This window comes from Rhodococcus sp. NPDC019050 (assembly GCF_055664235.1).
This window is the reverse complement of record NZ_JBVOON010000005.1, coordinates 32,961-59,859: the sequence shown is the minus strand read 5'-3', so window position 1 is coordinate 59,859 and position 26,899 is coordinate 32,961. Positions and strand designations below refer to the sequence as shown.

Genomic DNA, 26,899 nt, shown 5'->3' with positions numbered 1-26,899 from the left:
GCGAGATGCCGGACCCCGATATCGCCGGGCACGCGTCGGCCCCGGTCGTGCGGTACTCGGTGGCGGAGGGCGCAGCGACGCTCACGCTCGACTCGCAGCACAACCGCAACGCGATCTCGGCCGCGATGGTCGACCAACTGCGCGGGGGTCTCGACGCGGCCGCTCGCGACCCCGGTGTGCGCGCGGTCGTGCTGACGCATCGCGGCGGAACATTCTGCGCAGGAGCAGATCTCGGTGAAGCCTCCGGTGATCCGGGCGAGGCGGCCGCGCAGCGGACCCACGACATGGTGGGTCTGCTGCGCGGCATCCTCGAACTCCCGAAGCCGGTGATCGGAGTGATCGACGGCCACGTCCGAGCCGGGGGAATGGGCTTGATCGGAGCCTGCGACATGGTCGTTGCGGGACCCCGCGCGACGTTCGCACTCACCGAGGCCCGGCTCGGCCTGGCGGCGTCGATCGTCTCGCTCACCGTTCTGCCGAAAATGACGCCGCGCGCCGCGGGCCGTTACTTCCTCACCGGAGAACGCTTCGGGCCGGAGGACGCGGCGGCACACGGACTCGTCACGCTCGTGTCCGAGGATCCGGCGACGCGGGCAGCAGACGTGATCGCGGATCTGCGGGGGTGCTCCCCGCAGGGCCTCGCGGAGTCGAAGCACTTGCTCACCATGCGGATGCTCGACGATTTCGATCGATACGCCGAGGGACTGGCCGCGCAGTCCGCGCGGTTGTTCGGATCGGCCGAAGCGGTGGAGGGCGTCACCGCCTTTCTGCAGAAACGGCCCCCGTCGTGGTCCCCGGGACGGTGAGGGATGCCGGCCCCTACGCTGGTCGGCATGATGAGTGCGCCGAGCGAGCCCCGTCGACGCGCGGAGCAGCAACGCGGCCGTGCCACCCGCGTCACCATCCTGGATGCCGCTGTGTCCGTACTGGTCGAACACGGATACTCGAACGCCACCACCGTCCGTATCCAGGCTGCGGCGGGCGTCTCCCGCGGACGTCTGCTCCATCACTTCCCCAGTCGCGATTCGCTGCTGGTCGCGGCGGTGCATCACCTGGCCGCCCAACGGGTCCAGGATCTCGGGCACGATCAGGAGTGGCCCTCCGATCCGGTCGCGAGGGTCGCGGTGGCAGTGGATCTGATGTGGCTGCACTTCCGGCAGCCGTATTTCTGGGCCTCGATGGAACTGTGGCTCGCGGCCCGCTCCCACGAAGAACTCCGCCGCGAATTGATACCGCTCGAACGCACACTCGGCGGGATGATCAAGGCGCAGACCGATCGGTTCTTCGGCAGCGACTTCATCGGGCTCCCGCGCTACCGCGTGGTGCGCGATCTCGTCTACAGCAGCATGCGGGGGATCGCCCTCGGTTATGCGATCGATCCCCGCGATCCGGACGCGGACCCGAATCTCGTGGTGTGGCGTGAACAGTTCGAGGATCTTCTGCGGCGGTGATCCGTCACCGGGTGTCGACGACATCCTCGAGTACCTGCGACAACACCCGGTTCAGCGACCATCGCAGGACGGAGACGTCCTGAGCGGGAAGAGTTTGCTGATAACCGATCAGGGCGAACATCGCGAGATGCGCGAATCTGTGCGCGTCGTCCCCCGGGCCGAGGATCGCGGCGGTGGACTCGGCCACCACGTCGAATCGCTGCCGGTCCACGAGGGCCTGGATGTCGCGCACGGCGTGATCGCTGTACGCCCAGCCCCGGATCGCCGATTCGGCGGGATGCGGAAGCTTGCACGCGAAGTCGATGAGCATCTCGAGCCGGCGCCGGGGAGAACCTTCGAGCCGTGCGGTCTCGGCCAGTTGCAGGGTCTGCCTGTCGAGCCAGTTCTGAAGGAACTCTTTCTCGAAGTCGGCCCAGCTCGCGAAGTAGTTGTAGAACGACCCGGTGGTGACCTCGAGGTGTGCGCACAGGCGTGCCTGCTTGAGTCCCGCGTGGGCGTGCGTCGCAAGAATGTCGAGGGCGGCGGTGAAATAGTCTTCGCGCCTGACAATCGTCGCCACGTGGGTTCCCCTTTCGTCCGGTGCGTCGTCCCGCTGTTCGGGCAGGCTACGTTCGTACGGTCTCGACGTGATCTCATTCCGTCGGGTCGTGGGACATCGAGGCGGCGTTCCGGGCGCCGAATGCTCTCCGGCGGGCATCCCTGCGGGGCGAGGATCGAGGAGGACGGGTGACGCGCGAACCCAAGCAGGACCGCAGTCGAGCGACACGTCTGCGCCTGCTCGAATCCACGATAGATTGCCTGGCCGAGTTCGGCTGGGCGGCGACCACCGTCGGCGTCGTCGCGGAACGCGCCGGAGTGTCGCGCGGGGCGACCCAGCACCATTTCCCCACCCGTGAGGATCTCATCACGGCTGCTCTCGATTTCATGTTCGACAGCCGGATGGAACGCGCCCGGAACGAGACGCCCGACGTGCCGCCCGGCAGCGCTCGCACCGAGGCGGTCGTGTCACGTCTCGTCGAGCAGTACACCGGCAATCTGTTCAACGCGGCGTTGCAGGTCTGGACCGCCGCGGCGGCGGATCCCGCGCTGCGCGAACGCCTTCTCCCGCTCGAGGAGCGTTTCGGCCGGGTCGCGCACAAGGTGGCTGTCGAACAACTCGGCGCGGACGACTCCGATCCGGTGGTGCACCGCATGGTGCAGGCGACTCTGGACCTCGCCCGTGGCCTCGGCCTGGCCGACGTCCTCACCGACGACTCGGTGCGACGCCGCGAGATCGTCAGGCACTGGGCGGCCCAGCTCGACACCGTGCTGGAAGACGCCCGGCGTCGGCGCGCAGCAGGCCCTGCGGCTCGGTAGTGTCTCGGCCATGTCCTTCGAGCGGACCGGTAGCAGAGCGGCGACGGCGGCCCTGGCATTCCTGGCGATGCTCGTCGCGGCCGGATGCGGCTCCGGCGACGATGCCGCAGACCAGGTGCAGACCTCGACGACATCGGCTGTGACCGAGCCGGGCCCGCTTTTCGGGGAGTGCGGGTCGCTGACCGACGACGAGGTGGCGAATGCGTTCGCGCTCGGTCCGTTCTCGTCTGTCACCCGCAACTCCGTCGGCTGTGAGTGGGAACTCTTCGTGGGTGGGCCGAGCGTGAGTTTCAGCTGGTACCGGGGAAGTCCGATCGGCAGGGAACGGGCCGGGTCCGATCTGATCGGCCGTCCTGCAACGGATGTCGAGGTCGGGGGCAATCCCGGCTTCCTGGGTTCGTCCCAGTCGCTGGACGGGCAGACGACCCTGTGCGAGATCGGGGTGCAGTTCGGCGGCGACTTCATCCATTGGTCCGTCTCCTACGGGAACTTCCCGCCCGCGGCCGACGCGTGTGCGGTCGCTCGCAGCCTCGCGGAGACCAGCGTCGACAGGGCGCAGCAGTGATGCGCCGGGTCCCGCTCCGGCCGGCCGGTCGTCGTCTCGGCGCCGGCATGGCAGCGCTGGCGGTCTGCGCCACGGTGCTCACCGGATGCTCCCGGACGATCGAGGGCCGCGCGGTGCAGGAAGGTGCGGGTGGCGGCGGAAACACCGAGGAATTCACCCGGCTGCTCACCGAGTGCGACGCGGTCGCGGACCCGCAGATCGCCGAGGCGGTCGGAGCCGAAGCGGTGTACCGGGGGTTCTTCGGAGCGATCTGCCGGTGGGAGGGCGACGGGCCCGGCGGCGTCGTGAAGGTCACCTTCAACTGGTTCGAGACGGGCTCGCTCGACCACGAGCGCTCCGCTGCGGAACACCTCGGGTACGCGGTGGAGAACACCACGGTGGAGGGACGACGGGCCCTGCAGATGCGCCGGCCCGACGACCCGTCGTCGTGCGGGGTGAGTTCGGGTGCCTCGACGACCGGTATCTTCGGCTGGTGGGTGCAGTACCAGGGCGGTGGGCCGGACCCCTGCGAGGCCGCTGCTACCTTGGCACGGCTCACCTTGAACCTCAGCAGCTGACCGTGGCTGGGGCCGACCAGGGTCGAGCGGGTCCTCGGTTGCCTACCTCACTTTGACCTGATGCTCGCCAGCCGGGTATCGTTGTGGGTCGTGTCCGGCAAGCCCGGACCGGTCTGTGTGCCTATGCGAGGTAGTGCCGTGCGCGTCGTCTGTAGAAGTCTGCAGTTACGAGTTCCCGGCTGCCTGTGTGGGGGTACGCGACACACCCGACCTCGTGTGCACACGAGGGGCGAGTGAGGGGCAGCTAGCTCTCTTGTCCCAACCGATGGATCCCTAATTTCAGAACAGCCAGTGTTGCTCGTGTGAGCAGCTCCAGACAACGAAGAAAGCCGGTTAATGCCAACCATCAATCAGCTGGTCCGTAAGGGCCGCCGCGACAAGACCGTCAAGGTCAAGAGCGCGGCCCTCAAGGGCAGCCCGCAGCGTCGCGGCGTGTGCACTCGCGTGTACACCACCACCCCGAAGAAGCCGAACTCGGCTCTTCGTAAGGTCGCCCGCGTGCGCCTCACCAGCTCTGTCGAGGTCACCGCGTACATCCCGGGTGAAGGCCACAACCTCCAGGAGCACTCGATGGTGCTCGTGCGTGGCGGTCGTGTGAAGGACCTTCCCGGTGTCCGCTACAAGATCATCCGCGGCTCGCTCGACACCCAGGGTGTCAAGAACCGCAAGCAGGCCCGTAGCCGCTACGGAGCGAAGAAGGAGAAGGCCTGATGCCACGTAAGGGTCCCGCTCCCAAGCGTCCACTGATCGCCGACCCGGTTTACGGGTCCCCGCTGGTCACCCAGCTGGTCAACAAGATCCTGATGGACGGCAAGAAGTCCACCGCCGAGCGCATCGTCTACCAGGCGCTCGAGCAGGCACGTGAGAAGACCGGTACCGATCCGGTCGTCACCCTCAAGCGCGCGCTCGACAACGTCAAGCCCGCCCTCGAGGTTCGCAGCCGCCGCGTCGGTGGTGCCACCTACCAGGTGCCGGTCGAGGTTCGCCCCGGCCGTTCCACCACCCTCGCACTTCGGTGGCTGGTCACGTTCGCACGTCAGCGTCGTGAAAAGACCATGGTGGAGCGCCTCGCCAACGAGCTCCTCGATGCGAGCAACGGCCTCGGTGCCGCTGTGAAGCGTCGCGAGGACACGCACAAGATGGCTGAAGCCAACAAGGCGTTCGCGCACTACCGCTGGTGAGTCGAGGCCGATCGGGAGGCACCGTGATCCGGACCTCCCGATCGGCTGCTCGCACAACTGTGTCGGTCCCGTAAAGGCCGGCTGACAACACAAGAACATGGGTCCGCACAAAAGGACCGACACTAGCTACGAGCGGGGTTACCTGTGGCACAGGAAGTGCTGACCGACCTGAACAAGGTCCGCAACATCGGCATCATGGCGCACATCGATGCCGGCAAGACCACCACGACAGAGCGCATCCTCTTCTACACCGGTGTGAACTACAAGATCGGTGAAACCCACGACGGTGCTTCGACCACCGACTGGATGGAGCAGGAGAAGGAGCGTGGTATCACCATCACCTCCGCCGCCGTCACCTGTTTCTGGAACAACAACCAGATCAACATCATCGACACGCCCGGCCACGTCGACTTCACGGTCGAGGTCGAGCGGTCCCTGCGCGTCCTCGACGGCGCCGTTGCCGTCTTCGACGGCAAGGAAGGCGTCGAGCCCCAGTCCGAGCAGGTCTGGCGCCAGGCTGCCAAGTACGACGTTCCGCGCATCTGCTTCGTCAACAAGATGGACAAGATGGGCGCGGACTTCTTCTTCACCGTGCAGACCATCATCGACCGTCTCGGCGCGAAGCCGCTGGTCCTGCAGCTCCCGATCGGTGCCGAGGATGCCTTCGACGGCGTCGTCGACCTCGTCGAGATGCGTGCGCTGACCTGGCGTGGCGTCACCGAGATCGGCACTCCGCCGACCATCGAGGAGATCCCCGAGGATCTCGCCGAGCTGGCCGCGGAATACCGCGAGAAGCTTCTCGAGACGGTTGCCGAGTCCGACGAAGAGCTCATGGAGAAGTACTTCGGCGGTGAAGAGCTCACGGTCGACGAGATCAAGGGCGCCATCCGCAAGCTCACCGTGGCCTCCGAGCTGTACCCGGTGATCTGTGGCACCGCGTTCAAGAACAAGGGCATCCAGCCCATGCTCGACGCTGTCATCGACTACCTGCCGACTCCGCTGGACATCGGCGAGGTCGAGGGTCACAAGCTGAACGACGAGGAGACCGTCCTCACTCGTAAGCCGAGCAAGGACGAGCCGTTCTCGGCTCTCGCGTTCAAGATCGCGGCGCACCCGTTCTTCGGCAAGCTCACCTTCGTGCGCGTCTACTCGGGTCGTATCGATCCGGGTGCCCAGGTGCTCAACGCCACCAAGGGCAAGAAGGAGCGCATCGGCAAGCTCTTCCAGATGCACGCCAACAAGGAGAACCCGGTCGACGAGGCCGTGGCCGGCCACATCTACGCGATGATCGGCCTGAAGGACACCACGACCGGTGACACCCTGTGCGACCAGGCGAACCCGATCGTCCTCGAGTCGATGTCGTTCCCGGACCCGGTCATCCAGGTCTCGATCGAGCCCAAGACCAAGTCCGACCAGGAGAAGCTGGGCACCGCGATCCAGAAGCTCGCCGAAGAGGATCCGACCTTCTCGGTCGAGCTCGACGAGGAGACCGGCCAGACCGTCATCGGCGGCATGGGCGAGCTCCACCTCGACATCCTCGTCGACCGCATGCGTCGGGAGTTCAAGGTCGAGGCCAACGTCGGCAAGCCGCAGGTCGCGTACCGCGAGACGATCACCAAGCCGGTCGAGAAGCTCGAGTTCACGCACAAGAAGCAGACCGGTGGCTCCGGCCAGTTCGCGAAGGTCGTCATCGCTCTCGCGCCGTTCCGCGGCGAAGACGGTGCGACCTACGAGTTCGAGAACAAGGTCAGCGGTGGCCGCGTGCCCCGCGAGTACATCCCGTCGGTCGACGCGGGTGCGCAGGACGCGATGCAGTACGGCGTGCTCGCCGGCTACCCGCTGGTGAACGTCAAGGTCACGCTGCTCGACGGTGCGTACCACGACGTCGACTCGTCCGAAATGGCGTTCAAGATCGCCGGCTCGCAGGCCCTGAAGGAAGCCGCCCGCAAGGCAGCTCCGGTCATCCTCGAACCGCTCATGGCTGTCGAGGTCACCACCCCCGAGGACTACATGGGTGAAGTGATCGGCGACCTCAACTCCCGCCGTGGCCAGATCCAGGCCATGGAGGAACGCAGTGGTGCCCGTGTCGTGAAGGCGCTGGTTCCGCTCTCGGAGATGTTCGGATACATCGGTGACCTGCGGTCGAAGACCCAGGGCCGCGCGAACTTCTCCATGGTGTTCGATTCCTACGCAGAGGTTCCGTCGAACGTCTCGAAGGAAATCATCGCCAAGGCGACCGGAGAGTAACCTTCGGGTTATCTCCCTCGGTCACCTGCACGACCAAGTAATACAAACCGCACTGCTGCATACTGCAAGCAACAACAGTCCAGGAGGACATTCCAGTGGCTAAGGCGAAGTTCGAGCGGACCAAGCCGCACGTGAACATCGGCACCATCGGTCACGTCGACCATGGCAAGACCACCACGACGGCCGCCATCACCAAGGTGCTGGCAGACAAATTCCCGGACCTGAACGAGAGCTTCGCGTTCGACCAGATCGACAAGGCTCCCGAGGAGAAGGCTCGTGGTATCACGATCAACATCTCCCACGTCGAGTACCAGACCGAGAAGCGCCACTACGCGCACGTCGACGCCCCGGGTCACGCGGACTACATCAAGAACATGATCACGGGTGCCGCCCAGATGGACGGCGCGATCCTGGTCGTGGCCGCAACCGACGGCCCGATGCCCCAGACGCGTGAGCACGTGCTGCTCGCTCGCCAGGTCGGCGTGCCGTACATCCTCGTTGCGCTGAACAAGGCCGACATGGTCGACGACGAGGAAATCCTCGAGCTCGTCGAGATGGAGGTCCGCGAGCTCCTCGCTTCGCAGGAGTTCGACGAGAACGCTCCGGTCGTCCCGATCTCTGCTCTCAAGGCACTCGAGGGTGACGAGAAGTGGGTTCAGTCGATCGTCGACCTCATGCAGGCCGTCGACGACTCCATCCCGGACCCGGTCCGCGAGACCGACAAGCCGTTCCTCATGCCCGTCGAGGACGTCTTCACGATCACCGGCCGCGGTACGGTCGTCACCGGCCGTATCGAGCGTGGCGTTGTCAACGTCAACGAAGAGGTCGAGATCGTCGGCATCAAGGAGACCTCGACCAAGACCACGGTCACCGGTATCGAGATGTTCCGCAAGCTGCTCGATCAGGGCCAGGCGGGCGACAACGTCGGCCTCCTCGTCCGCGGCATCAAGCGCGAGGACGTCGAGCGTGGACAGGTCGTCGTCAAGCCGGGCACCACGACTCCCCACACGGAGTTCGAGGGCCAGGCTTACATCCTCAACAAGGAAGAGGGCGGCCGCCACACGCCGTTCTTCAACAACTACCGTCCGCAGTTCTACTTCCGTACCACGGACGTGACGGGCGTTGTTACCCTTCCCGAGGGCACCGAGATGGTCATGCCCGGTGACAACACCGAGATGTCCGTCAAGCTGATCCAGCCGATCGCCATGGACGAGGGCCTTCGCTTCGCTATCCGCGAGGGTGGTCGTACCGTCGGCGCCGGTCGCGTCACGAAGATCATCAAGTGAGCTAGTTCCTCACTGACGCCAACGGCGTCCACCCTTCGGGGTGGACGCCGTTCGGCGTTTCCGGGGGCTGTGCCGCCCAGGTTCTCGTCGTCAGTCGTGTTCGGGGTGCGGCGGATCGAGGTGCAGCAGCACCTGTGTGGCGACACGGGCGCCCCCGAGCGCGCACGCGGCGCGTTCTGCGGTGTCCTCGGCGTGCGCCGTGAACTCGGCGACGTCGATTCCCGGCTCGGCATGCACCACCACCGACAGAGTGGGCAGGTGCCGTTCCACCACCGCGCGGCCGCGCGCCGACCGCACCCCCGGGAGTCCTGCGAGTTCGCGTGCCACACCCTCCGCGACGGGGCCCAGTTCGACGCCCAGCGTCGCGTCGGTCACCTCGTCGAACAACTGCACCGTCGAGGTGCGACGGCGGGACAGATTCACCACGAGCAGGACGATGCCGATCGCGGCTCCTACGGCGAACACGGTCCATAATGCGGGTGTCCACCAGTCCTGGTCGGGAACGTCGATGACGCGTGGCCGGTCGAGTTGCGAGAGCCGGTCCCGCGCGAGGGGCACCTCCCACAACCAGGCGAGCGCGAAGGCGCCGATTCCGAGCAGGGCGAAGCCCGTCACGAGCGCGAAGAAACGGTTGGCCAGCACCGTACGGAGTTTCATCGGCGCGTTCCTCCCACGGCGTTCGCCCGCGTCTCTGCGGGGGTGATCTTCACGATCAGTGGAAGGGGATCGGCGAGCAGCGAGAGATTCGGTTCGACCTCGGCGCGCACGGTCGCGGTGAGTTCGGCGACCGGCACTTCGGGGTCGGCGACTATCCGCACCACCGCGCGCCGGCGATCGACCACAGTCAGCGCTGTGCGTACACCGGGGAGCGCCGACGCCCGGGCACTGCACATGCGGGCGACGTCGGTACGCCGCATCCACACCGTGTCGACGGGACCTGAGACTCGGAGCGGGAGGTGGGTGCGTCGCCGTGGCTTGACCGCCGCGAACAGCAGCGCGGCACCGAGCAGCACCAGCACCGCGGCCACCGGACCGATCCACGGTTCCCAGTGCAGCCTGCCGAACCACTCGAACGCGTTGCGGAGCCACGGCGCTCCCGCGTAGGTGCCGCGCACGATGAGAAGTTCGCGGGCGGCGACGAACGAGAGTCCGAGCGCGCCGATCGCGATGAGCGCCGCGGCCGGCGCCGCCGCCGGGGTCGCGAGCGGGGGCAGCGGTTGCACGACCGGTATCCGCGCGCGGGACTCGGTGTGAGCGACGATATCCGATTCGAGGTACTCGACAGGCACGGATTGCTCGGCCGGTTCGTCGTCGTGTGCCTGGGGGGTCGCGGCGACGAGGACGTTCAGTTCGGTGACGTGCAGGCCCGTGTAGTCGTGCAGGTGACGCGCGACGGCGTCGTGCACCCTCCGCGTCAGTGCCGCTGCGTCGTAAGGCCATTCGGCGGCGATGAAGAGATTCACCGCGACCGCCCGTCCGCCGGTGGTCACATCGGCACGAGGAAGTTCCCGGCCCGTGAGCAGACTCAGGTTGCCGGTGTGCCGGACCACGCCGGGAACCTGGAGTGCGGCCGACGCGGCGATGCGTTCGACTGCGCGGTCCTTGATGACGAGGGTGCCGCGGTTCCCGACCGTGTCGATGTCGTCGAGCGTGGAGCCCGGCAGTGGCCCGGTCTCCGTGGGGACGCCATCAGCCACGGCCGCGGCTCCGCAGAATCGCACCGAGGTCGAGCAGACCGTCCCGGTGTGCACCGATTGCGGCACCGAGCGCGCCGAGAAGGACCGCGAACAGCAGTCCGCTGACGCCCCCGAAGATCCCGGCAAGAGCGAGGAGGAGACCGGCGATCAGGCCGACCGCGGTGTTGCCGGTGGGAGTGTGGTTCACGGGGACACCTGTTTCTGTTCGAGGTGGACGTCTTCGATCGTCACATGCACCGGAGGGCCGACGACCGCTTCGACGAGCGCTCGCACGGTGTCGGCGAGGGCCGGCAGATCGGCGGGGTATTCCGCGGTGATGTGCACGGCGCACCCCTCGGGTCCGAGCCGGATCCCGGGGATCCGGCGTCCCGGCAGGTAGGTCGCGACCGATCCGAACGGGCCGCTGTTGAGCCCGGCGACGCCTGCGACACCCGTGACGATCTCGGCGACGAGGTCTGCGACCTCGGGGTCGGGATGCGTACGGGGGTCCGCGCCGGGAGACGAGGTCACTGCACTCGAGGCTTGAGCTCGTCGGCTGCTGCCGCCTCGTCGTACAGCACCACGTCGAAGACGGTGATGTTGACTTCCGTGACCTCGAGACCGGTCATGCGTTCGACGGCCGTGATCACGTTGTGCCGGATCGCGATCGCCAGCTCGTGGAGCGCCACGCCGTATTCCGCGACGATGCCGATATCGATCGCGGCCTGTTTCTCGCCGACCTCGACCGCGACGCCCTGCCCGTGGTTGATTCGTGCTCCGGGGATGCGGTCGCGCAAGGCGCCCACCACCCGGGCGGTTCCCGCCCCGACGTCGAACACGCCGCTGACCTCGCGTGTCGCGATGCCTGCGATCTTGGCGACCACCGCGTCGGCGATGATCGTCCGACCCTGGCTGTCGAGGGGACCGGAGAACGAACCGGTACCGAACTGGATGCGGCTGATTCCTGCGCCGCTGTCGCTGGTCATGAGTGCTCCTCGTGCCGTGTGGGTCGTGGGGAACGTGCGGGCCGTGCGTTGTCCATCATTATCCGCCCGGCAGGAGGGATATGCCGGGCAGGACCGTCACCGTGTTGTCCCGCGGTGTCGTTCGGGGCGCTGCCCGATCGGCGCGCTGTCCACCCCCGTACGTGCGTTTGGTATGAAGAGTGCACGCACACGGGTGGCCGAGGTCACGCGATCAGGAGGATGTACCAGGTGGCAGTCGAACGGATCGTAGTAGCAGGAGCCGGTCTTGCCGGTGTGCGAACCGCGGAGGAGTTGCGGCGTGCGGGGTACGAGGGCGAGATCGTCCTGCTCGACGACGAAGGCCACCTGCCCTACGACCGCCCGCCGCTGTCGAAGGACGTCATTCGCGGCGAGCGTGAGGACACCACACTCCGCCCCCGCGAGTTCTTCGAGGAACAGCGCATCGACCTGCGGCTCGGCAGTGCGGCCCGCTCCGTCGACACCGAGGCGCGCACCGTCACGCTCACCGACGGAACCGAACTTCCGTACGACGAACTGGTGATCGCGACCGGTCTTCGTGCCCGGCGCATTCCCGGTCTGCCCGATCTCGGCGGCGTCCACGTGCTGCGCTCGGTGGACGACGGCCGCGCGTTGCGGGCCGCGATCAGGCCCGGTGTCCGTGCCCTGGTGGTCGGCGCCGGATTCATCGGCTGTGAGGTCACCGCCAGCCTGCGGTCCCTGGGCGTCGACGTCGTCCTGCTCGAGCCGCAGCCCACGCCCCTCGCCTCGGTACTCGGCACCGAGGTCGGTTCCCTGGTCGCACGACTGCACACCGACGCCGGAGTCGACCTGCGTGCGGGAGTCGGGCTCGTCGAACTGCGCGGTGACGGACACGTCACGGCGGCGGTGCTCGGCGACGGGTCCGTGATCGACATCGATCTGGTGGTCCTGGGCATCGGCTCGGTGCCGGTCACCGAGTGGCTCGAGGGTTCCGGCATCGAACTGGACAACGGCGTCGTGTGCGACGACACGGGCCGCACGTCGGCCCCGCACGTGTGGGCTGTCGGCGACGTCGCGTCGTGGCAGGTTCCCGGTGGTGCCCGCAAACGTGTCGAGCACTGGACCAATGCAGGGGAGCAGGCCACCGTGCTCGCCAAGAAGATCGTCACCGGGGAATCCGGGGGCGTCGGCCAGGTGCCGTATTTCTGGAGCGATCAGTACGACATCAAGATCCAGGGCCTCGGTGCGGTTCGCGCCGACGACACGGTGCATGTCGTGCGCGACGACGGACGCAAGTTCCTCGCGTACTACGAGCGTGAGGGCCGCCTCGTCGGTGTGGTCGGTGGCGGACTCCCCGCGCAGGTGATGAAGACCCGGATGAAGATCGCCGCGGGCGCGCCCATCGAAGAGTTGCTCGCCGCAGTCTGAACATCGCCGCAGTCCGAATACCGGTATCCGCATCCCTCGATGCCGCCGGTGGGGCGAAGGGCTAGATTCGTAGGGTGATCGTTGCGCTCATCGACTCGGGATTCGGTCTGCTGCCGACTGCTGCATGGCTGCGGCGGATGCGTCCGGATCTCGACCTGATCCTGTCGATGGACCCGGAGTGCGCTCCCTGGGGACCGAAGCCGGCCGAATGGGTGTCCGAGCGGGTGGTGACCACCGCCCGGCGCGCCGTCGACCGCGGTGCCGATGTGGTCGTGCTGCCGTGCAACACGGCGTCGGTGACCGCTCTGGACGCTGTGCGCGCCACGCTCGGGGACGACGTTCCGGTGGTCGGGACCGTGCCCGCGATCAAGCCTGCCGCGGCCGTGTGCAAGTCGGTGGCGATCTGGGCGACCGCCGCGACGACCTCGAGCCGCTACCAGGCCGACCTCGTCGAGAAGTTCGGTAACGGCAGCGAGGTCGTGGGCATCGCGTGTCACGGACTCGCCGACGCCATCGACCGGGGTGACCGGGATGCCGCCGACCGGGCGATCGCCGACGCCGCGGCGCGCACTCCGGACGGCGTCGAGGGCATCGTCCTCGGCTGCACGCACTACCCGCTGGTGGCGGATTCGATCCTTGCGCGGTTCCCCGAGGGTGTGCGCTTGTTCGACAGCGCGGAGGCGGTGGCCCGGCAGACCCTGCGTCGTCTCGCCGACCTCGAGGCCGATGAGCCGGGCACCCGCGAGTTCGATGACAGTTCCGGAGTTTCCGGCCGCGTCGAGGTGTACCTCAGCGGCACACGCGGAGCGCTCCCGGCGGGCGCGGAGGCGTTCGCGGCGGGACGGGAACTGCTCGCCGCCGCGACCACGACGTAGGAGTCGATCGGCTCGGTGCTGATCTCTGCGCCGTAAGCTCCCTGTCGTGACCCCTGATCTGCCGAGCGCGGGAGACGTGCGCACCGAGCTCGATGCGCTGGCCGACCCGGACGCCGCCGTCGGCATGAGTCGCTTCTTCAAGACCGGTCCCGGCGAATACGGCGAGGGCGACGTCTTTCTGGGACTACGGGTTCCGCAGACTCGTGCTGTGGTCCGGAAGTTCCGTGACCTGCCGGTCGGCGAGGCACGTCTGCTGCTGGACAGTGAGGTTCACGAACACCGTCTCGCCGGGCTGCTGGTTCTCGTGGACAGGTTCGCGCGTGATCCGTCTGCCCGGTCCGAGGTGCTCGAGGTCTATCTCGATGCCCTCCGCTGCGAGCGGGTGAACAACTGGGATCTCGTCGATGCCTCCGCCGATCACATTGTCGGGGAGTGGGTCCACGCGCATCCCGGCGACGCCGGCCTGCTGACGACGCTGGTCGACGATCCGAATCTGTGGCGACGCCGCGCCGGGCTGCTCTCGACGTTCGCGTTCGTGAAGAGGGGAGAGGCCGAGCCGACCCTCGCCGCTGTCGAACGCGTCCTCGACGATCGTCGGGATCTGATCCAGAAGGCGACAGGATGGATGCTTCGGGAGGTCGGCAAACGCGTGGACCGAGCGGTTCTGCTGGACTTCCTGGAGCGTCACGCGGCCGCGATGGGCCGGACGGCGCTGAGTTACGCCACCGAACATCTCGGCGCGCAGGAACGCGCCCGGTTCCGGGCGCTTCGCTGACGCAGCGTGGGCGGCACCCGACGGTGCCGCCCGCGCTGTGTGAGGTCTGTCAGAACTCGATCTTGAGGTGGTCGGTCACCGGTCGTGCCTGGCATCCCAGGATGTAGCCGGCCTCGATGTCCTCGGGATCGAGCACATCGCAGTTCTCCATCTCGACCTTGCCTTCGAGGACCGTGCACGCGCACGACCCGCACTCACCCTCCTGGCAGGAGTAGGGCACGTCGATGCCCTTCGCGAGCATGATGTCGACGAGGGTCTGCTTGCGCGGCCAGGTCAGCGTATGGACCTCCCCGTCGAGTTCGACGTCGACGGTCGCCGCGTCCGCTGCCTCGTCGTCGCTGACCTCGACCGGCGCCTGGTCGGCGAACGGGTCACCGGAGAGTGAATTGAACACCTCGGCGTGGACCTGGGTCCGGGGCATCCCGATGCTCTGCAGCGCCTGGTGCACGGTGTCCATGAAGGGGCCTGGACCGCACATGAACGCTTCGCGATCGGCGTACGGCGCAGCGAGTGCCGCGAGTTGGTCGACGCTCGGGAGTCCCTGCACGGATTCGAGCCAATGGATGACGGTCAGTCGCGTCGGATACTTCTCTGCGAGGGTCCGCAGTTCGTCGGCGAAGATGACCGACGTCTCGTCGCGGTTGGCGTAGATCAGAGTGATCTTGCCGGACCCCTGGGTGAGCGCGGACTTCAGGATCGCGATCACCGGAGTGATGCCGCTACCGGCACCGAAGAGCACGAAGTCGTGATCGAAGGACTTCGGGGTGAACACCCCGGCCGGCGGCAGGACCTCGAGGGTGTCGCCCGCCGCGACGGTGTCGCAGAGCCAGTTCGAGCCGTAACCGTCGGAGGTGCGTTTGACGGTGACCTTGGGGGCGTCGTCGGTGTGCGGCGAACTTGCGAGCGAGTAGCAGCGCGCCACCGATCCCGTGCGCTCGCTGGGAATACGCAGTGTCAGGAACTGGCCCGGCTTGTACGCGAACTTGTCACGGAGTTCGTCCGGGACGTCGAAGACGATCGACTTCGCGTCGGCGGTTTCCTCGACGACGGCGGATACGGTGAGAATCACCGATCGTGAGCCGTGCGGCACCTCGACAGTCGTCATGGTGTGTGTCGTCCTCTCGTGCAGACCGTGCGTGAGCTGTGGCGCTACCCCGGATGTTCCCGTTCTCCGATGTTCTCGAACCTCGAATTCTAGAACGCGTTCTAGTTCAAGAGTAACAGCGGGGCGCCACCCCGGAAACGGTACCGGGCGCTCGTCGACGCACCGTCACCCCTCCCGCACAGTGGAAACTTCGCACCGGCGCCACCGGACCCACCCGCGCCGCCCGATGCGGCCGCGCCCGTGTCGGGTGCGGCCGCTTCCGGGTGAGGATCAGGCGGTGGCCTTCGAGAGAAGCTCCTCGATCCGTTCGTAACAGTCGACCATGCCTTCCTCCCATCCCGAGGAGGCCATACCGTCGCGTGCCTCGAGGCTGGGATACACAGCGTGGCCGCTGAGCTTGCTGCGGCCGTCGCCGAGGTCCTCGAAGGTCATGAACTCGATGCTCACGACATCGCGGAATTGATCGAATTCGAAGGTCTGGATGGCGAATTCGTTCTCCCGCACGGTGTGGAACACGCCGGAGAAGGTGTACGAACCGCTGTCGTCGCTGTGCGTGTACCGGTACGAACCACCGCTACGGAAGTCGTAGTGGTCCAGGTCAATGGACACCCCGCGCGGCCCCAGCCACTGAGCGACGAGAGCCGGATCCTGATGTGCTCGGAAGATTTCGGAGACGGGATAGTCGAACTCGCGCTCGTAATCGATGAACGGAACGCCGTCCGGGACGTTGACGTGCAGTGGGTTGCTCATGTCGATGCCTCTCGCAGGGAGCGGGATCACCCCGGTGGGGGGTCTGTGGTGTCGGCCGTGTCCCCGGCCAGCACAGCGTCGAGGCTGCGGAACTGCTGCTCCTTGACCAACCGATATCGGTCGATCCAGGAGGTCAGCGCCTCCAACTGCGCGGGATTCAGGTGGACGGGGCGTCGCTGGGCGTCGCGAGTGCGGGTGACGAGTCCAGCTTGCTCGAGTACCTGAATGTGCTTCGAGATCGCTTGGGTCGTGATCGCGAAGGGTTCCGCGAGTTCGTTGACGGTGGCCGGGCCCCGGCTGAGCCGGGCGACGATGCGTCGGCGAATCGGGTCGGACAGGGCCATGAAAGCCCGGTCGAGCCTGTCGTCGTCCGCGTTCACCTGCTTGCCACCGTCCTTATTCAACCTTTCGGTTGAATAAAGCATCCGCCCGGCCGACGGGCATGTCAAGACCCTGCTCGGATGCGACGCAACGCGAGCACCGGAATGGTGCGCACCCCCGCACCTTCTCCTCGTAGCCGGCGAACCCCGGATAGCGCGCCGCCTGCTCGGCGTAGATACGGTCGCGCTCGGCGCCGATGATCTCCTCGACGGCGACTTCGTAGGTGTCGGTGCCGATCTCGATCTCCGTGCGTCCCGCGGTGCTCAGGTTGTAGTACCAGGCGGGATTCGTGGGAGCGCCGCCCTTGCTTGCGAAGACGTATACCGTCGCGTCGTCGTCGGGGTCGGGCAGATACATCATCGGTGTGACCATCTCGCGTCCGCTCTTGCGGCCGCGGTGATGAACCAAAGTCATCGGTGCACCTTCGAAGGCGCCACCGACACGTTCCTCGTTGCTCCTGAACTCTTCGATCACACTCGTGTTCCAGTCATCCGGCGAACTCATCGCTGGGCCTCCTCGACGTGCAGACGGAGCACCCGTGGCGGACGACCACGCAACTCGGTCGTTCGTGCGGGGCGACTTGCAGTACCGCACATCACGATAGAAGGTCTGCTGCCGCCTCGCGGAACGACGTTTGCCCGGCGGAGACCGCCTTGTCCGGCTACCGTCGTCAAGATGATCTCGGTGGGGGGAAATCGGTCGGGAATACGTGCCGCTCTGGCTGCGACGGCTGCACTCGCACTCTTGGGCGGATGCGCGTCGAGTACGGACGGTGATTCGGAGAGCACCGCAGCGCCCGCGGCGGCGGTATGCGGGGCGACGCCCAACGGCGCGCCGTTGACAGGTGATGCACCGCCGCCGGAGACCGGGGATCGGGATATCTCCACCAACCCCGAGGTCGCCACCGGCTATCGCAGCGGCATGACCGCTGTGAGCACTGAATCCTTCGCGGTCTCCACGGCCAACCCCGTCTCCACCGAGGTGGCGTGCGAGGTCCTCCGCGACGGCGGAACGGCGGCCGATGCGCTCGTGGCTGCGCAGATGGTGCTCGGACTCGTCGAGCCGCAGTCGTCCGGCATCGGCGGTGGCGCGTTCCTGATGTATTTCGACGCCGAATCCGGCCGCGTCCAGGCATACGACGGCCGCGAGACGGCCCCCGACTCGGCCGACGAGAACTATCTCCGCTGGATCAGCGACACCGACCGTACCGAGCCCAAGCCCGATGCCCGCGCAAGCGGTCGTTCGATCGGGGTACCCGGCGTCCTGCGCATGCTCGAGATGGTGCATGCCGAGTACGGCGACCAGGAATGGCGGAGTCTGTTCGCTCCGGCTGTTGATCTGGCCGACCGAGGCGTGATCGTCAGTGACCGGATGGCGCAGTCGATTGCCGATTCCGCCGAGCAACTCGCAGTCGACGACGAAGCACGCGCGTACTTCCTCGAGCCCGACGGTAGCCCCAAGGCCGCGGGCACCACGCTGACCAATCCGGCGATGGCGAAGACCCTCGGCGCGATCGCCACCGAGGGTGCCGACGCCTTCTACACCGGCGACATCGCGCAGGCGATCGTCGAGGCGACCACGAGCGAGACCGGCGGCCGCACACCGGGAACGATGACGCTCGACGACCTTGCGACCTACGAGGCGAAGGAACGCACGCCGTTGTGCACGCCCTACCGCGACCACGAGATCTGCGGGATGCCGAACCCGTCGTCCGGCGGCACCGCCGTGGCGGCCACCCTCGGCATCCTGGAGAACTTCGACCTCGCGTCGCTGGGGCCGGCCGACGTCGATGCGGACGGCGGAGTGCCGAATGCGGAAGCCGTGCATCTGATTTCCGAGGCCGAGCGGCTGGCGTACGCCGACCGCGACAAGTACGTCGCTGACTCCGATTTCGTGCCGTTGCCCGGGGGTTCGCTCCAGACCCTGGTCGACCCGGAATACCTCTCCACGCGGGCTTCGCTGATCGACCCGGGCAAGAGCATGGGCACCGCGCAGCCGGGTGACTTCGGCCCGGTTCCGCTCGGGGTGCCCGCGCAGACCCCCGAGCACGGCACCAGTCATATTTCGGTGGCCGACAGTTACGGCAACGTCGCCGCGATGACGACGACCATCGAATCGGCGTTCGGGTCGTTCCACATGGTCGACGGTTTCCTGCTCAACAACCAGCTCACCGATTTCGCGGCCGAACCGGCAGGCAAGGACGGGCTGCCGGCGGCCAACCGGGTCGAGCCCGGCAAACGGCCACGCAGTTCGATGGCCCCGACACTGGTGTTCGAACGGACATCCGACGGGCAGCGAGGCGATCTGCAGATGGTCGTCGGATCGCCCGGCGGGTCGGTCATCATCCAGTTCGTCGTCAAAACGCTTGTCGGAATGATCGATTGGGGCCTGGACCCCCAGCAAGCGGTCTCGGCCGTCTCGTTCGGTGCCGCCAACACTCCCGTCACGGGTGTCGGGGGTGAGCATCCCGCCGTCGATGCATCCGACGACGGTGCGCAGGACCCCCTCGTACAGCAACTTCGGGAGAAGGGGCACGAGGTCTCCGTCGCGCCGCAGTCGAGTGGCTTGAGCGCACTGCAGCGCGACGAGGCGGGCTGGGGCGGGGGAGCCGATCCGCGGCGCGAGGGAGCGGTGATGGGCGATCCGGCACCGTGACAGCCCCTCTCCACCACGCGCCGGCACCGAGAAAAATGACATCCGTCATCTCGGATTCGTGACGCCCGGGTATGTCGCTCGGCGTCCGCGGGCGCGCACACTTTCGGACATGGAACACACAGGCGCCACGGCCCTCGAACTACGCGGGGTCGTCAAGAGCTTCCGATCCCGAGGTGCTGACCCGGCGCGGGCGGTGGAAGGCCTCGACCTGACGGTCCGGCGAGGCGAGGTGGTGGCGTTGCTCGGACCGAACGGCGCCGGAAAGACCACCACGCTCGACATGGTCCTCGGACTGACCGCCCCGACGTCCGGGTCGGTGACGGTGTTCGGCGGAGGCCCCCGGCAGGCCGTAGCCGACGGTCGCGTCTCCGCGGTCCTGCAGACCGGCGGGCTGCTCCGGGACCTCACGGTGCGTGAAACCGTGCGCATCATCGCGTCGACCTTCGACACCCACCGCGACATCGACGACGTCCTCGCCGGTGCAGGACTCACCGGGCTTTCCGATCGGATGGTGTCGAAGTGCTCGGGCGGCGAACAGCAACGGCTGCGGTTCGCTCTCGCGCTGCTGCCCGACCCCGATCTGCTGGTGCTCGACGAGCCGACCGCGGGCATGGATGTCGCGGCGCGCCGGACGTTCTGGGAGGCCATGCATGCCGAGGCGCACAGATGCCGCACCATCGTGTTCGCGACCCACTATCTGGAAGAAGCCGATGCGTTCGCCGGCCGCATCGTCATGATGGCCGGTGGGCGAATCGTGGCCGACGGCCCCACCGCCGAGATACGCGCACGTGCAACAGGCCGGGTCGTCTCCGCAGATCTGGCACCGGGGCGCGAAGACGAAGCGCACGCGGTCCTGGCAGTGACCCCGGGGGTCGTGGACATCACCCGGATCGGACAACGTATCGAAATCCGTACCACCGATGCCGACGCCGCCGCGCGCGTCCTGCTCACGACTCTCGACGCGCACGACCTCGAAATCGTCAGCGCATCCCTCGAAACCGCGTTCCTCGCACTCACCAGGACGGCAGCACTGTGAACACCACATTCGTCGCGCTCGAGTTGCGCAGGAAGTTCCGCGACTACGTGAGCGTCTTCTTCATCGCCGTGCTTCCGGCCTTCTTCTACCTGATCTTCGGAGCCTCCCAGTCGTTCGCAACCGAGAGCGCCGGCAACGGCAACGTCGCGATGTACATCATGATCTCGATGGCGGCGTACGGGGCGGTCACCGCCACCACCGGCGTCGGGGGAAACGCGGCAGTCGAACGGATGCAGGGCTGGGGCCGGCAACTGGGCCTGACTCCGCTGACCGACGCGTCGTACGTGGTTGTGAAGGCCACCGTGGCGTTGGTGTTCGCCGCGATTCCGATCGGCCTGATCTTCGTGCTCGGGGCGTTGACCGGAGCGTCCGGCGACATGGGCGCGTGGATCCTCAGCGCGCTGGCCGTGCTCGTCGGTGCTGCGGTGTTCTCCGTCTACGGATTGGTGTTCGGACTGGCCTTCCGATCGGAAGCGGCCGTCGGCGCCGCGGGCGGCAGCCTGGTCATCCTCGCGTTCCTGGGCAACATCTTCGTCCCGCTGTCGGGCGCGGTGCTGACCATCGCCAAGTTCACGCCGCTCTACGGTTACGTCTCGCTCGCCCGGTACCCCGTGACCGAAGGTGTGCTCATCGACCGCGGCGGAAACCCGCTGCCGCCCGAGCCCCTCTGGGTTCCGGTTCTCAACCTGTCGGTGTGGGCAGTGATCTTCGTGGCGCTCGCGACCTGGCTGGTGCAGCGCGGGCGGGGCCGGCAATGACCTCGGGCGACGACGCGAACGTCGAAGATCCGTGGCAGCGGTTCCGCTGGTTCATGAGTTCGGTCTGGCTGGTGTTCCTGGCCTATCCGCTCTTCGAGGTGCTGACCACCGGACCCCCGGCGGGTCGCGTGCTTGGCACCCTCGCGATCGTGGCCTTCGCCGCCGTCTATTTGAACGGCTTTCACCGGTTGTACCGGGGCGAGGCTCCGCCGCGGGTCGCTGCCGTCCATCTGGCTCTGCTCGTCCTGCTCGCCGTGGGGGTGGGCCTCCATATCGGCCGCGAGGCATTCGGGATGGTGTGCTTCGTCGTGGCGTTCTCGACGCTGAGCCTGCCGATTGCCGGTGCGATGGCAGTGCTGCTCGCGGCTCTGGCGACCAGCGTGCTGGTGCCGCTGTGGACCGGCACGTTGGGGCGCGATTTCTTCTTCGCCCTGATCGTGCTGCTCGTCGGAGTCGTCACCGGTGTGGTCAGTCTGATCGACCGGCGCGGTGAGGAATACAAGGCTCTCCAGCACGAACTGGTCGTCGCCGACGAGCGCGATCGGATGGCCCGGGACGTCCACGACGTCGTCGGGCACAGTCTCACCGCAGTGTCCGTGAAAGCCGAACTCGCCGAACGCCTTGTCGATCTCGACCCGGAGCGGGCCAAAGCCGAACTCGCGGCCATTCGCTCTCTCACCCGCGAGGCGCTCGGCGAAGTCCGTGCCGCGGTCACCGGGCTTCGGGTCGCCCGACTCGGCGAAGAACTCGAGCGTGCACGCGCCGCACTCTCCGACGCCGGGATTTCCGTCTCCGTCCGCGGAGAGCCGGCGACACTCGATCCGCGACACCCGCTCGTGTCCGCGTGGGTGCTGCGCGAGGCTGCCACCAACGTGGTCCGGCACAGCGGCGCCGCCGACTGCACCATCGAAGTGGGTACTCGTTCGCTCTGCGTCCGCGACAACGGTGTGGGCATCGACGGACGACCGGAAGGCAACGGACTGCGGGGCGTGCGCGATCGGGTGCGCGCGGCGGGAGGGCAGGTCACCGTCGGCCCGGCAGCCGACGGCGGCACAGAACTGAAGGTGGACTATTCGTGATCCGATTGCTGCTGGCCGACGACCAAGCACTCGTCCGCGGCGCGCTCGCCGCGTTGCTCGGGCTCGAAGACGACCTGGTCGTCGTGGCCGAGGTGGGCCGGGGAGACGAAGTGCTCGAGACGGCACGTTCCTCGGCTGCGGAGGTGTGCCTGCTCGACATCGAGATGCCCGGCCTGGACGGGATCGCCGTCGCGGCACAACTCGCCCGTGAACTCCCGGCGGTGCGGTCGCTGATCGTCACAACCTTCGGCCGTCCCGGATACCTGAGGTCGGCACTGGAGGCGGGGGCGTCGGGTTTCGTCGTCAAGGACACTCCCGCGGCCGAACTCGCCGACGCCGTGCGGCGGGTGCGGCGAGGGGAGCGGGTGGTGGATCCGGCACTGGCGGCGGAGTCGATCGCCGGGGGTCACAATCCGCTGACCGAACGGGAACGCGACGTGTTGCGGGCGGCTCTGGCCGGGCACACCGTCGCCGCGATCGCCGATGCCGTGCATCTGTCCCCGGGCACGGTCCGGAACTATCTGTCCTCGGGGATCGGCAAGACCGGAGCGAGCACCCGCGTCGAGGCCGCGCGGCGCGCGGAGCAGAGCGGATGGATCTGATCGTGCGGTAATCGGTTGACACCGTTTCGTCCGCACCCGCACGCTGGAGTCACCGCCCGGAGTGATCGCCCACCCGAAAGGTGCGTCCATGCCCACCGTCGATCTCGCCGCAGGTCCGGTCCACTACGTCGAACGGGGGGACGGGCCGGCCGTGGTGCTTCTGCACGGACTGCTCATGAATCACACGGTGTGGGACGAGGTGATCGACCTGTTACCCACCGGGTTCCGTTATGTCCGACCGGATCTGCCGCTCGGCGCACACCACGAACCGATGCGCCCCGACGCCGATCTGAGCTTGCACGGCCTGAACCGGCTGATCGCCGATTTTCTCGAGGCGCTCGAACTGGACGACGTGACGCTGGTGCACAGCGATTGGGGCGGCGCTCTGTTCCTCACCGCATACGGCCTCGACGAACGCGTCGGGCGTCTGATTCTGCTGCCGTGCGAGGCCTTCGACAACTTCCCGCCCGGGTTGCCGGGCAAGATGGCGGTCGTTGCTTCGCGTATCCCGGGCGGTCTCCCACTCGCGCTGCGGCAACTCCGGGTTTCGTGGTTGCGCAACTCTCCGTTGTTGCTCGGGTGGATGGCACGTCAACCGCTGCGCGACGATCTCGTCCGCGCCTGGACCGAGCCGGGCATCCGGAGCAAGGACATCCGCCGCGACCTCCGCAAGTACGTCTCGACCCGCTTCGTGGGAGCCGAACTCGTCGCCGACACCGAAGCGCTGCAGCGTTTCACCGGTTCGGCTCTGGTGCTGTGGTCGTCGGCGGGAAAGGTCATGCCCCGCAGTCACGGACGACGGCTCGCGCAACTGATTCCGGATGCGACGCTCGTCGAGGTCGACGACGCCTACGTGCTGTCGATGCTCGACCGGCCCGAGGTGGTCGCGACGGCGATGTCCGAGTTCCTCGTCGGCAAACCCGCGTAGCTCACACGAGGTCGACGATCAGCCAGCCGCCGTGGTGTTCGAAGACCTCGTAGCGGAGTCCGGTGGTGCGTCCGATCGCATCGAGCGACTCGAGGTCGAAGGTCCGGATGTGACCGTGGCACGCGGTCGCCTCGTCCTCGAACGGCACCGCGACCACCACACGCTCGCGGGCGAGGCGCAGAGCTTCGGCGAGCACGGCAGCACCCGTGTCCTCGTCCACGTGCTCGAGGAGATGGATGGCCGTGACGGTGTCGGAACTCCTGTCGGGTACGGGTACGGATGCTGCATTGCACACGAGGGTGTCCACCGTCAGGCCCAGTCGCGGCGCGACGGCGTCGAGCAACCGCATGGTTCCGGGCAGGATGTCGGTGGCGACCACGTCGAACCCCGCGCCCGCGAGCCGCAACGGCAGGAACCCGAAGCACGACCCCAGGTCCAGCACGCGGCCACGTACCGACGCGGCGGCCATGTCGTGGATGGGGGCGAAGTCCGCTGTGCCGTCGAGGAGTTCGCCGAGTGAGTTGCGGTAGTAGGTGACCCACGCGTCGAGAGCGCCCGGGACGGTCGAGCGGACGAGTCCGACCATCGTCAACTCGAACTCGTCCTGCCCGAACTCGGCGTCCTGCACGGATGCGGTCACGTCGGCGACCAGCCGTTCACTGAGCAGGTCGGGGGTGAGCGAATGCGTGACGCGCAAACCGTCGGTGGTGCGGTGCAACCGGAGCGGACCGGACGGCACCCGCTCGACGGTGACGTGGTCGTGGGTCCAGCGGCCCGGTGGGCACGGTGCGAGGGAATCCAGCACAGCCATTGTCTGTCAACCTCTTTCGAGTGTGCGATTGCTCGGGCCGAGTCCTTCGGCGAGTGTGAGCATTCCTGCTCCCAGCAGGTCGTGCAGGTCCGAGTCCGCGTCGGTGAGCCACTGCTCGTACGACGCGACGGCGACCCCGAGCACGAGGTACGCGACGGTCCTCGGAATGTGGTCGGCGGGGCGGGCACCGGTGTGGCGCGCGACGAACTCGGCGATCGCCGCTCGCCACCCCTGGTACATCACGGACGAGTACCCCTGGAGGGCGGGAGTGCGCAGGATCAGTTCCATCCGGGCGCGGTGCCGCTCGTTCTCGGATGCGGGAAAGGTGTTGAAGTCGAGCAGGGCGGAGGTGAGCGCGGCCGCGAGCGACTCGCCGGGTGGTACCTCTGCGAGCCGTCGCCGCATCTGTTCGAGCTGGCTGTCGAAGTCACCCCACGCGACCGCATTCTTCGAGGGGAAGTACCGGAAGAAGGTGCGCCGCGCGATGCCTGCCGCCTCGGCGATGTCGTCGACGCTGGTCTCGTCGAAGCCGCGGGTGCGGAAGAGTTCGATGCCGACCGCGGCGAGCGATTCTCTGGTGGTGGAGGGGCGCCGGCCGGTCCGGGTGGACGGCTCTCGGCGGTCAGGCATATTTCCCTCGATTCATGGATGACATTCTGCACTCGATGCCATTACAGTGGTGAACCGAGTCACAACGCTAGCCCTGTTGTGACCTGGACTCCACATGTGGAGTGAAACTCGAGGAGGAATCATGTCCGATCGTGACAACGCGGTAATCGAGTCCGAGTTGATCGAGGAGTCCCTCGTGGAAGAGGTCTCGATCGACGGCATGTGCGGCGTCTACTGATCATGTCCGCTCCCGGAGCCACCGCCGTGGCCACCACACAGTTCGATCCGGGCGCCACGTGGCGGCTCCACCCGCAGGTAGCGCTTCGCCCCGAACCTTTCGGGGCGTTGCTCTACCACTTCGGCACCCGCAAATTGTCGTTCCTGAAGAACACCGTCATCGTCGACGTCGTCAGGTCCCTCGACGACCACGCGTCGGTGCGGGAGGCCTTGCGCGCCCATGGAATCGACGAGAGCGCCGAGCGGCCCTATGTGCGTGCCCTCGGGACCCTGGCCGACTCGCACATGATCGTCCCCGCCTGACGCCCCGACCCAGCAAGGACCCGCTATGACGTCTCTGCTCGAACCTCCCGTCACCACCGCGCCTCCGAAAGTCGGTCGTCTCGTCGACCAGTTCGAGAAGGGCCTCGACGCGCCGATCTGCCTGACGTGGGAACTGACCTACGCCTGCAACCTCTCGTGTGTGCACTGCCTGTCCTCGTCGGGCAAGCGCGACCCCCGTGAGCTGTCCACGGAACAGTGCAAGGCCATCATCGACGAACTGCAACGCATGCAGGTGTTCTACGTCAACATCGGTGGCGGCGAGCCGACCGTGCGCTCGGATTTCTGGGAACTCGTCGACTACGCCACCGACCATCAGGTGGGTGTGAAGTTCTCGACCAACGGCGTGCGCATCGACAAGAAGGTCGCGGCGCGGTTGGCAGCGTCCGACTACGTGGACGTGCAGATCTCCCTCGACGGCGCCACGGCCGAGGTCAACGACGCCGTACGCGGCCCCGGTTCCTTCGCCATGGCCGTCCGCGCTCTCGAGAATCTGTCCGAGGCAGGCTTCCGCGACGCGAAGATCTCCGTCGTGGTCACCCGCCACAACGTCGACCAGCTCGACGAATTCAAGGCCCTCGCAGACCGTTACGACGCGACCCTCCGCATCACCCGCCTGCGTCCGTCGGGCCGCGCCGTCGATGTCTGGGACGACCTGCACCCCACGCACGACCAGCAGCGTCAGCTCTACGACTGGCTCGTCGCACACGGCGAAGGCGTACTCACCGGCGACTCGTTCTTCCACCTGTCCGCCTTCGGCGGCGACAGCGGGGCCGGTGCCCTGCCCGGTCTGAATCTCTGTGGCGCCGGGCGCGTCGTGTGCCTGATCGACCCGGTCGGTGACGTGTACGCGTGCCCCTTCGCGATCCACGAGAACTTCCTCGCCGGCAACATCCTCACCGACGGTGGTTTCGCCTCGGTGTGGAAGAACTCCGAGTTGTTCCGGGAACTGCGCGAACCGCAGTCCGCCGGGGCCTGCGCCTCGTGCAACTTCTACGACTCGTGCCGCGGCGGCTGCATGGCCGCGAAGTTCTTCACCGGTCTTCCGATGGACGGACCCGACCCGGAATGTGTTCAGGGATACGGACAGTCGGCCCTCGAGGCCGACCGCACCGTGCCCCAGTCGAGCGTGGACCACTCCCGCACCGGAAAGCGGGCGGAGCGTCGCACCCCGGCAGCGCCGGTGCCTCTGACGTTGCTCGCCAAACCTCCCGCCAAATTCTGCGACGAGAGCCCTCTCGCAGGCCTGTAGATCTCGAGGAGAG

At 67.2% G+C, this 26,899-nt stretch carries 32 protein-coding genes and 1 pseudogene; 21 read left to right on the top strand and 12 right to left on the bottom strand.

Translation table 11 applies throughout. From position 1 onward, the window contains the following. The first annotated feature begins 5 nt into the window (after window positions 1-5). Window positions 6-806, top strand: coding sequence for an enoyl-CoA hydratase family protein (locus tag AC0B44_RS07940; RefSeq protein WP_471902360.1), 801 nt, complete (start codon window positions 6-8; stop codon window positions 804-806). Window positions 807-836: 30 nt separating this feature from the next. Then, window positions 837-1,451: a TetR/AcrR family transcriptional regulator gene (locus AC0B44_RS07935; RefSeq protein ID WP_471902524.1), complete on the top strand. Its 615-nt coding sequence runs from the start codon at window positions 837-839 to the stop codon at window positions 1,449-1,451. Between the two features lie 4 nt (window positions 1,452-1,455). On the opposite strand, the gene AC0B44_RS07930 is transcribed toward AC0B44_RS07935, so the two are convergent. Then, window positions 1,456-2,010, bottom strand: a complete 555-nt coding sequence (locus AC0B44_RS07930; RefSeq protein WP_169619522.1) for a TetR/AcrR family transcriptional regulator — start codon at window positions 2,008-2,010, stop codon at window positions 1,456-1,458. A gap of 167 nt (window positions 2,011-2,177) precedes the next feature. Between AC0B44_RS07930 and AC0B44_RS07925 the strand changes: the two genes are divergently transcribed. From AC0B44_RS07925 to tuf, 7 genes are all read left to right on the top strand, one after another. Next, on the top strand, window positions 2,178-2,807 hold the full coding sequence (locus AC0B44_RS07925; RefSeq protein WP_169619523.1) for a TetR/AcrR family transcriptional regulator: 630 nt from the start codon (window positions 2,178-2,180) through the stop codon (window positions 2,805-2,807). Between the two features lie 10 nt (window positions 2,808-2,817). Continuing rightward, window positions 2,818-3,372: a DUF3558 domain-containing protein gene (locus AC0B44_RS07920; RefSeq protein WP_378527999.1), complete on the top strand. Its 555-nt coding sequence runs from the start codon at window positions 2,818-2,820 to the stop codon at window positions 3,370-3,372. Further along, on the top strand, window positions 3,372-3,929 hold the full coding sequence (locus AC0B44_RS07915; RefSeq protein ID WP_378528000.1) for a DUF3558 domain-containing protein: 558 nt from the start codon (window positions 3,372-3,374) through the stop codon (window positions 3,927-3,929). The genes AC0B44_RS07920 and AC0B44_RS07915 overlap by 1 nt, the downstream gene beginning before the upstream one ends. Window positions 3,930-4,265: 336 nt before the next feature. After that, a complete protein-coding gene (gene rpsL / locus AC0B44_RS07910; RefSeq protein WP_072704519.1) occupies window positions 4,266-4,640 on the top strand; it encodes a 30S ribosomal protein S12 in 375 nt (124 codons plus the stop codon). Next, entirely contained in the window at window positions 4,640-5,110 is a 471-nt protein-coding gene (gene rpsG, locus AC0B44_RS07905) for a 30S ribosomal protein S7 (RefSeq protein WP_072704522.1), read from the top strand. Before rpsL ends, rpsG begins: the two co-directional genes overlap by 1 nt. A 144-nt stretch (window positions 5,111-5,254) precedes the next feature. Next, window positions 5,255-7,357 carry an elongation factor G gene (fusA, locus tag AC0B44_RS07900; RefSeq protein WP_471902359.1) on the top strand — a complete coding sequence of 701 codons (2,103 nt, stop codon included), beginning with the start codon at window positions 5,255-5,257 and terminating at the stop codon, window positions 7,355-7,357. A 95-nt stretch (window positions 7,358-7,452) separates the two neighbouring features. Then, entirely contained in the window at window positions 7,453-8,643 is a 1,191-nt protein-coding gene (gene tuf, locus AC0B44_RS07895; protein WP_169651244.1) for an elongation factor Tu, read from the top strand. A 90-nt stretch (window positions 8,644-8,733) separates the two neighbouring features. Here the strand turns inward: tuf and AC0B44_RS07890 are convergent, their stop codons facing one another. The 5 genes from AC0B44_RS07890 to AC0B44_RS07870 are packed head-to-tail and all read right to left on the bottom strand — an operon-like array spanning window position 8,734 to window position 11,305. Then, complete coding sequence (locus tag AC0B44_RS07890; RefSeq protein WP_471902358.1) at window positions 8,734-9,300, bottom strand: Asp23/Gls24 family envelope stress response protein; 567 nt, start codon at window positions 9,298-9,300, stop codon at window positions 8,734-8,736. Continuing rightward, the gene (locus AC0B44_RS07885; protein ID WP_471902357.1) at window positions 9,297-10,340 is read right to left on the bottom strand and encodes an Asp23/Gls24 family envelope stress response protein; all 1,044 of its coding nucleotides are present in this window, start codon (window positions 10,338-10,340) and stop codon (window positions 9,297-9,299) included. The genes AC0B44_RS07890 and AC0B44_RS07885 overlap by 4 nt, the downstream gene beginning before the upstream one ends. After that, window positions 10,333-10,527, bottom strand: a complete 195-nt coding sequence (locus tag AC0B44_RS07880; RefSeq protein ID WP_169619528.1) for a DUF2273 domain-containing protein — start codon at window positions 10,525-10,527, stop codon at window positions 10,333-10,335. Before AC0B44_RS07880 ends, AC0B44_RS07885 begins: the two co-directional genes overlap by 8 nt. Next, entirely contained in the window at window positions 10,524-10,850 is a 327-nt protein-coding gene (locus tag AC0B44_RS07875) for an Asp23/Gls24 family envelope stress response protein (RefSeq protein WP_296549335.1), read from the bottom strand. Before AC0B44_RS07875 ends, AC0B44_RS07880 begins: the two co-directional genes overlap by 4 nt. Then, the gene (locus AC0B44_RS07870; RefSeq protein WP_169619529.1) at window positions 10,847-11,305 is read right to left on the bottom strand and encodes an Asp23/Gls24 family envelope stress response protein; all 459 of its coding nucleotides are present in this window, start codon (window positions 11,303-11,305) and stop codon (window positions 10,847-10,849) included. The genes AC0B44_RS07875 and AC0B44_RS07870 overlap by 4 nt, the downstream gene beginning before the upstream one ends. A gap of 228 nt (window positions 11,306-11,533) precedes the next feature. Here AC0B44_RS07870 and AC0B44_RS07865 point away from each other — a divergent pair, with 228 nt between their 5' ends. The 3 genes from AC0B44_RS07865 (at window position 11,534) to AC0B44_RS07855 (ending at window position 14,362) form a co-directional block, all read left to right on the top strand. Continuing rightward, window positions 11,534-12,712 (top strand): NAD(P)/FAD-dependent oxidoreductase, encoded by a 1,179-nt coding sequence (locus AC0B44_RS07865; protein WP_471902356.1) that lies wholly within the window; start codon window positions 11,534-11,536, stop codon window positions 12,710-12,712. A 74-nt stretch (window positions 12,713-12,786) separates the two neighbouring features. After that, window positions 12,787-13,587, top strand: coding sequence for a glutamate racemase (locus AC0B44_RS07860; protein ID WP_471902355.1), 801 nt, complete (start codon window positions 12,787-12,789; stop codon window positions 13,585-13,587). Window positions 13,588-13,633: 46 nt separating this feature from the next. Continuing rightward, window positions 13,634-14,362 carry a DNA alkylation repair protein gene (locus tag AC0B44_RS07855; RefSeq protein ID WP_471902354.1) on the top strand — a complete coding sequence of 243 codons (729 nt, stop codon included), beginning with the start codon at window positions 13,634-13,636 and terminating at the stop codon, window positions 14,360-14,362. 49 nt (window positions 14,363-14,411) lie between these two features. On the opposite strand, the gene AC0B44_RS07850 is transcribed toward AC0B44_RS07855, so the two are convergent. The 4 genes and pseudogenes from AC0B44_RS07850 to AC0B44_RS07835 all read right to left on the bottom strand — a co-directional run bounded on the left by AC0B44_RS07850 (window position 14,412) and on the right by AC0B44_RS07835 (window position 17,102). Continuing rightward, window positions 14,412-15,467, bottom strand: a complete 1,056-nt coding sequence (locus tag AC0B44_RS07850) for a 2Fe-2S iron-sulfur cluster-binding protein (RefSeq protein WP_471902353.1) — start codon at window positions 15,465-15,467, stop codon at window positions 14,412-14,414. Window positions 15,468-15,737: 270 nt separating this feature from the next. Next, window positions 15,738-16,217, bottom strand: coding sequence for an SRPBCC family protein (locus AC0B44_RS07845; protein ID WP_378528011.1), 480 nt, complete (start codon window positions 16,215-16,217; stop codon window positions 15,738-15,740). A gap of 26 nt (window positions 16,218-16,243) precedes the next feature. Further along, window positions 16,244-16,561 (bottom strand): ArsR/SmtB family transcription factor, encoded by a 318-nt coding sequence (locus AC0B44_RS07840; protein ID WP_471902523.1) that lies wholly within the window; start codon window positions 16,559-16,561, stop codon window positions 16,244-16,246. Between the two features lie 101 nt (window positions 16,562-16,662). After that, window positions 16,663-17,102, bottom strand: a pseudogene (locus AC0B44_RS07835) (nitroreductase family deazaflavin-dependent oxidoreductase). 171 nt (window positions 17,103-17,273) lie between these two features. Here AC0B44_RS07835 and ggt point away from each other — a divergent pair. The 6 genes from ggt to AC0B44_RS07805 all read left to right on the top strand — a co-directional run bounded on the left by ggt (window position 17,274) and on the right by AC0B44_RS07805 (window position 23,656). Further along, on the top strand, window positions 17,274-19,253 hold the full coding sequence (gene ggt / locus AC0B44_RS07830; protein ID WP_471902352.1) for a gamma-glutamyltransferase: 1,980 nt from the start codon (window positions 17,274-17,276) through the stop codon (window positions 19,251-19,253). A gap of 109 nt (window positions 19,254-19,362) precedes the next feature. After that, window positions 19,363-20,289 carry an ABC transporter ATP-binding protein gene (locus AC0B44_RS07825; RefSeq protein ID WP_471902351.1) on the top strand — a complete coding sequence of 309 codons (927 nt, stop codon included), beginning with the start codon at window positions 19,363-19,365 and terminating at the stop codon, window positions 20,287-20,289. Next, on the top strand, window positions 20,286-21,047 hold the full coding sequence (locus AC0B44_RS07820) for an ABC transporter permease (RefSeq protein ID WP_471902350.1): 762 nt from the start codon (window positions 20,286-20,288) through the stop codon (window positions 21,045-21,047). The genes AC0B44_RS07825 and AC0B44_RS07820 overlap by 4 nt, the downstream gene beginning before the upstream one ends. Then, entirely contained in the window at window positions 21,044-22,126 is a 1,083-nt protein-coding gene (locus AC0B44_RS07815; protein WP_471902349.1) for a sensor histidine kinase, read from the top strand. The genes AC0B44_RS07820 and AC0B44_RS07815 overlap by 4 nt, the downstream gene beginning before the upstream one ends. Beyond that, the gene (locus AC0B44_RS07810; RefSeq protein WP_471902348.1) at window positions 22,123-22,728 is read left to right on the top strand and encodes a response regulator; all 606 of its coding nucleotides are present in this window, start codon (window positions 22,123-22,125) and stop codon (window positions 22,726-22,728) included. Before AC0B44_RS07815 ends, AC0B44_RS07810 begins: the two co-directional genes overlap by 4 nt. Window positions 22,729-22,816: 88 nt before the next feature. Continuing rightward, window positions 22,817-23,656 carry an alpha/beta fold hydrolase gene (locus AC0B44_RS07805; protein ID WP_471902347.1) on the top strand — a complete coding sequence of 280 codons (840 nt, stop codon included), beginning with the start codon at window positions 22,817-22,819 and terminating at the stop codon, window positions 23,654-23,656. 1 nt (window position 23,657) lies between these two features. On the opposite strand, the gene mftM is transcribed toward AC0B44_RS07805, so the two are convergent. Both mftM and mftR read right to left on the bottom strand, forming a co-directional pair. Then, window positions 23,658-24,467: a mycofactocin oligosaccharide methyltransferase MftM gene (gene mftM, locus AC0B44_RS07800; RefSeq protein ID WP_471902346.1), complete on the bottom strand. Its 810-nt coding sequence runs from the start codon at window positions 24,465-24,467 to the stop codon at window positions 23,658-23,660. 6 nt (window positions 24,468-24,473) lie between these two features. Then, window positions 24,474-25,097, bottom strand: coding sequence for a mycofactocin system transcriptional regulator (gene mftR / locus AC0B44_RS07795; protein WP_471902345.1), 624 nt, complete (start codon window positions 25,095-25,097; stop codon window positions 24,474-24,476). A 121-nt stretch (window positions 25,098-25,218) separates the two neighbouring features. On the opposite strand from mftR, the gene mftA reads away from it, so the two are divergent. The 3 genes from mftA to mftC are packed head-to-tail and all read left to right on the top strand — an operon-like array spanning window position 25,219 to window position 26,886. Continuing rightward, window positions 25,219-25,314: a mycofactocin precursor MftA gene (gene mftA, locus AC0B44_RS07790; RefSeq protein ID WP_068159438.1), complete on the top strand. Its 96-nt coding sequence runs from the start codon at window positions 25,219-25,221 to the stop codon at window positions 25,312-25,314. 2 nt (window positions 25,315-25,316) lie between these two features. Continuing rightward, entirely contained in the window at window positions 25,317-25,616 is a 300-nt protein-coding gene (gene mftB, locus AC0B44_RS07785; protein WP_296550397.1) for a mycofactocin biosynthesis chaperone MftB, read from the top strand. A gap of 25 nt (window positions 25,617-25,641) precedes the next feature. Then, window positions 25,642-26,886: a mycofactocin radical SAM maturase gene (gene mftC / locus AC0B44_RS07780; RefSeq protein ID WP_471902344.1), complete on the top strand. Its 1,245-nt coding sequence runs from the start codon at window positions 25,642-25,644 to the stop codon at window positions 26,884-26,886. The last annotated feature ends 13 nt before the right edge of the window (window positions 26,887-26,899 follow it).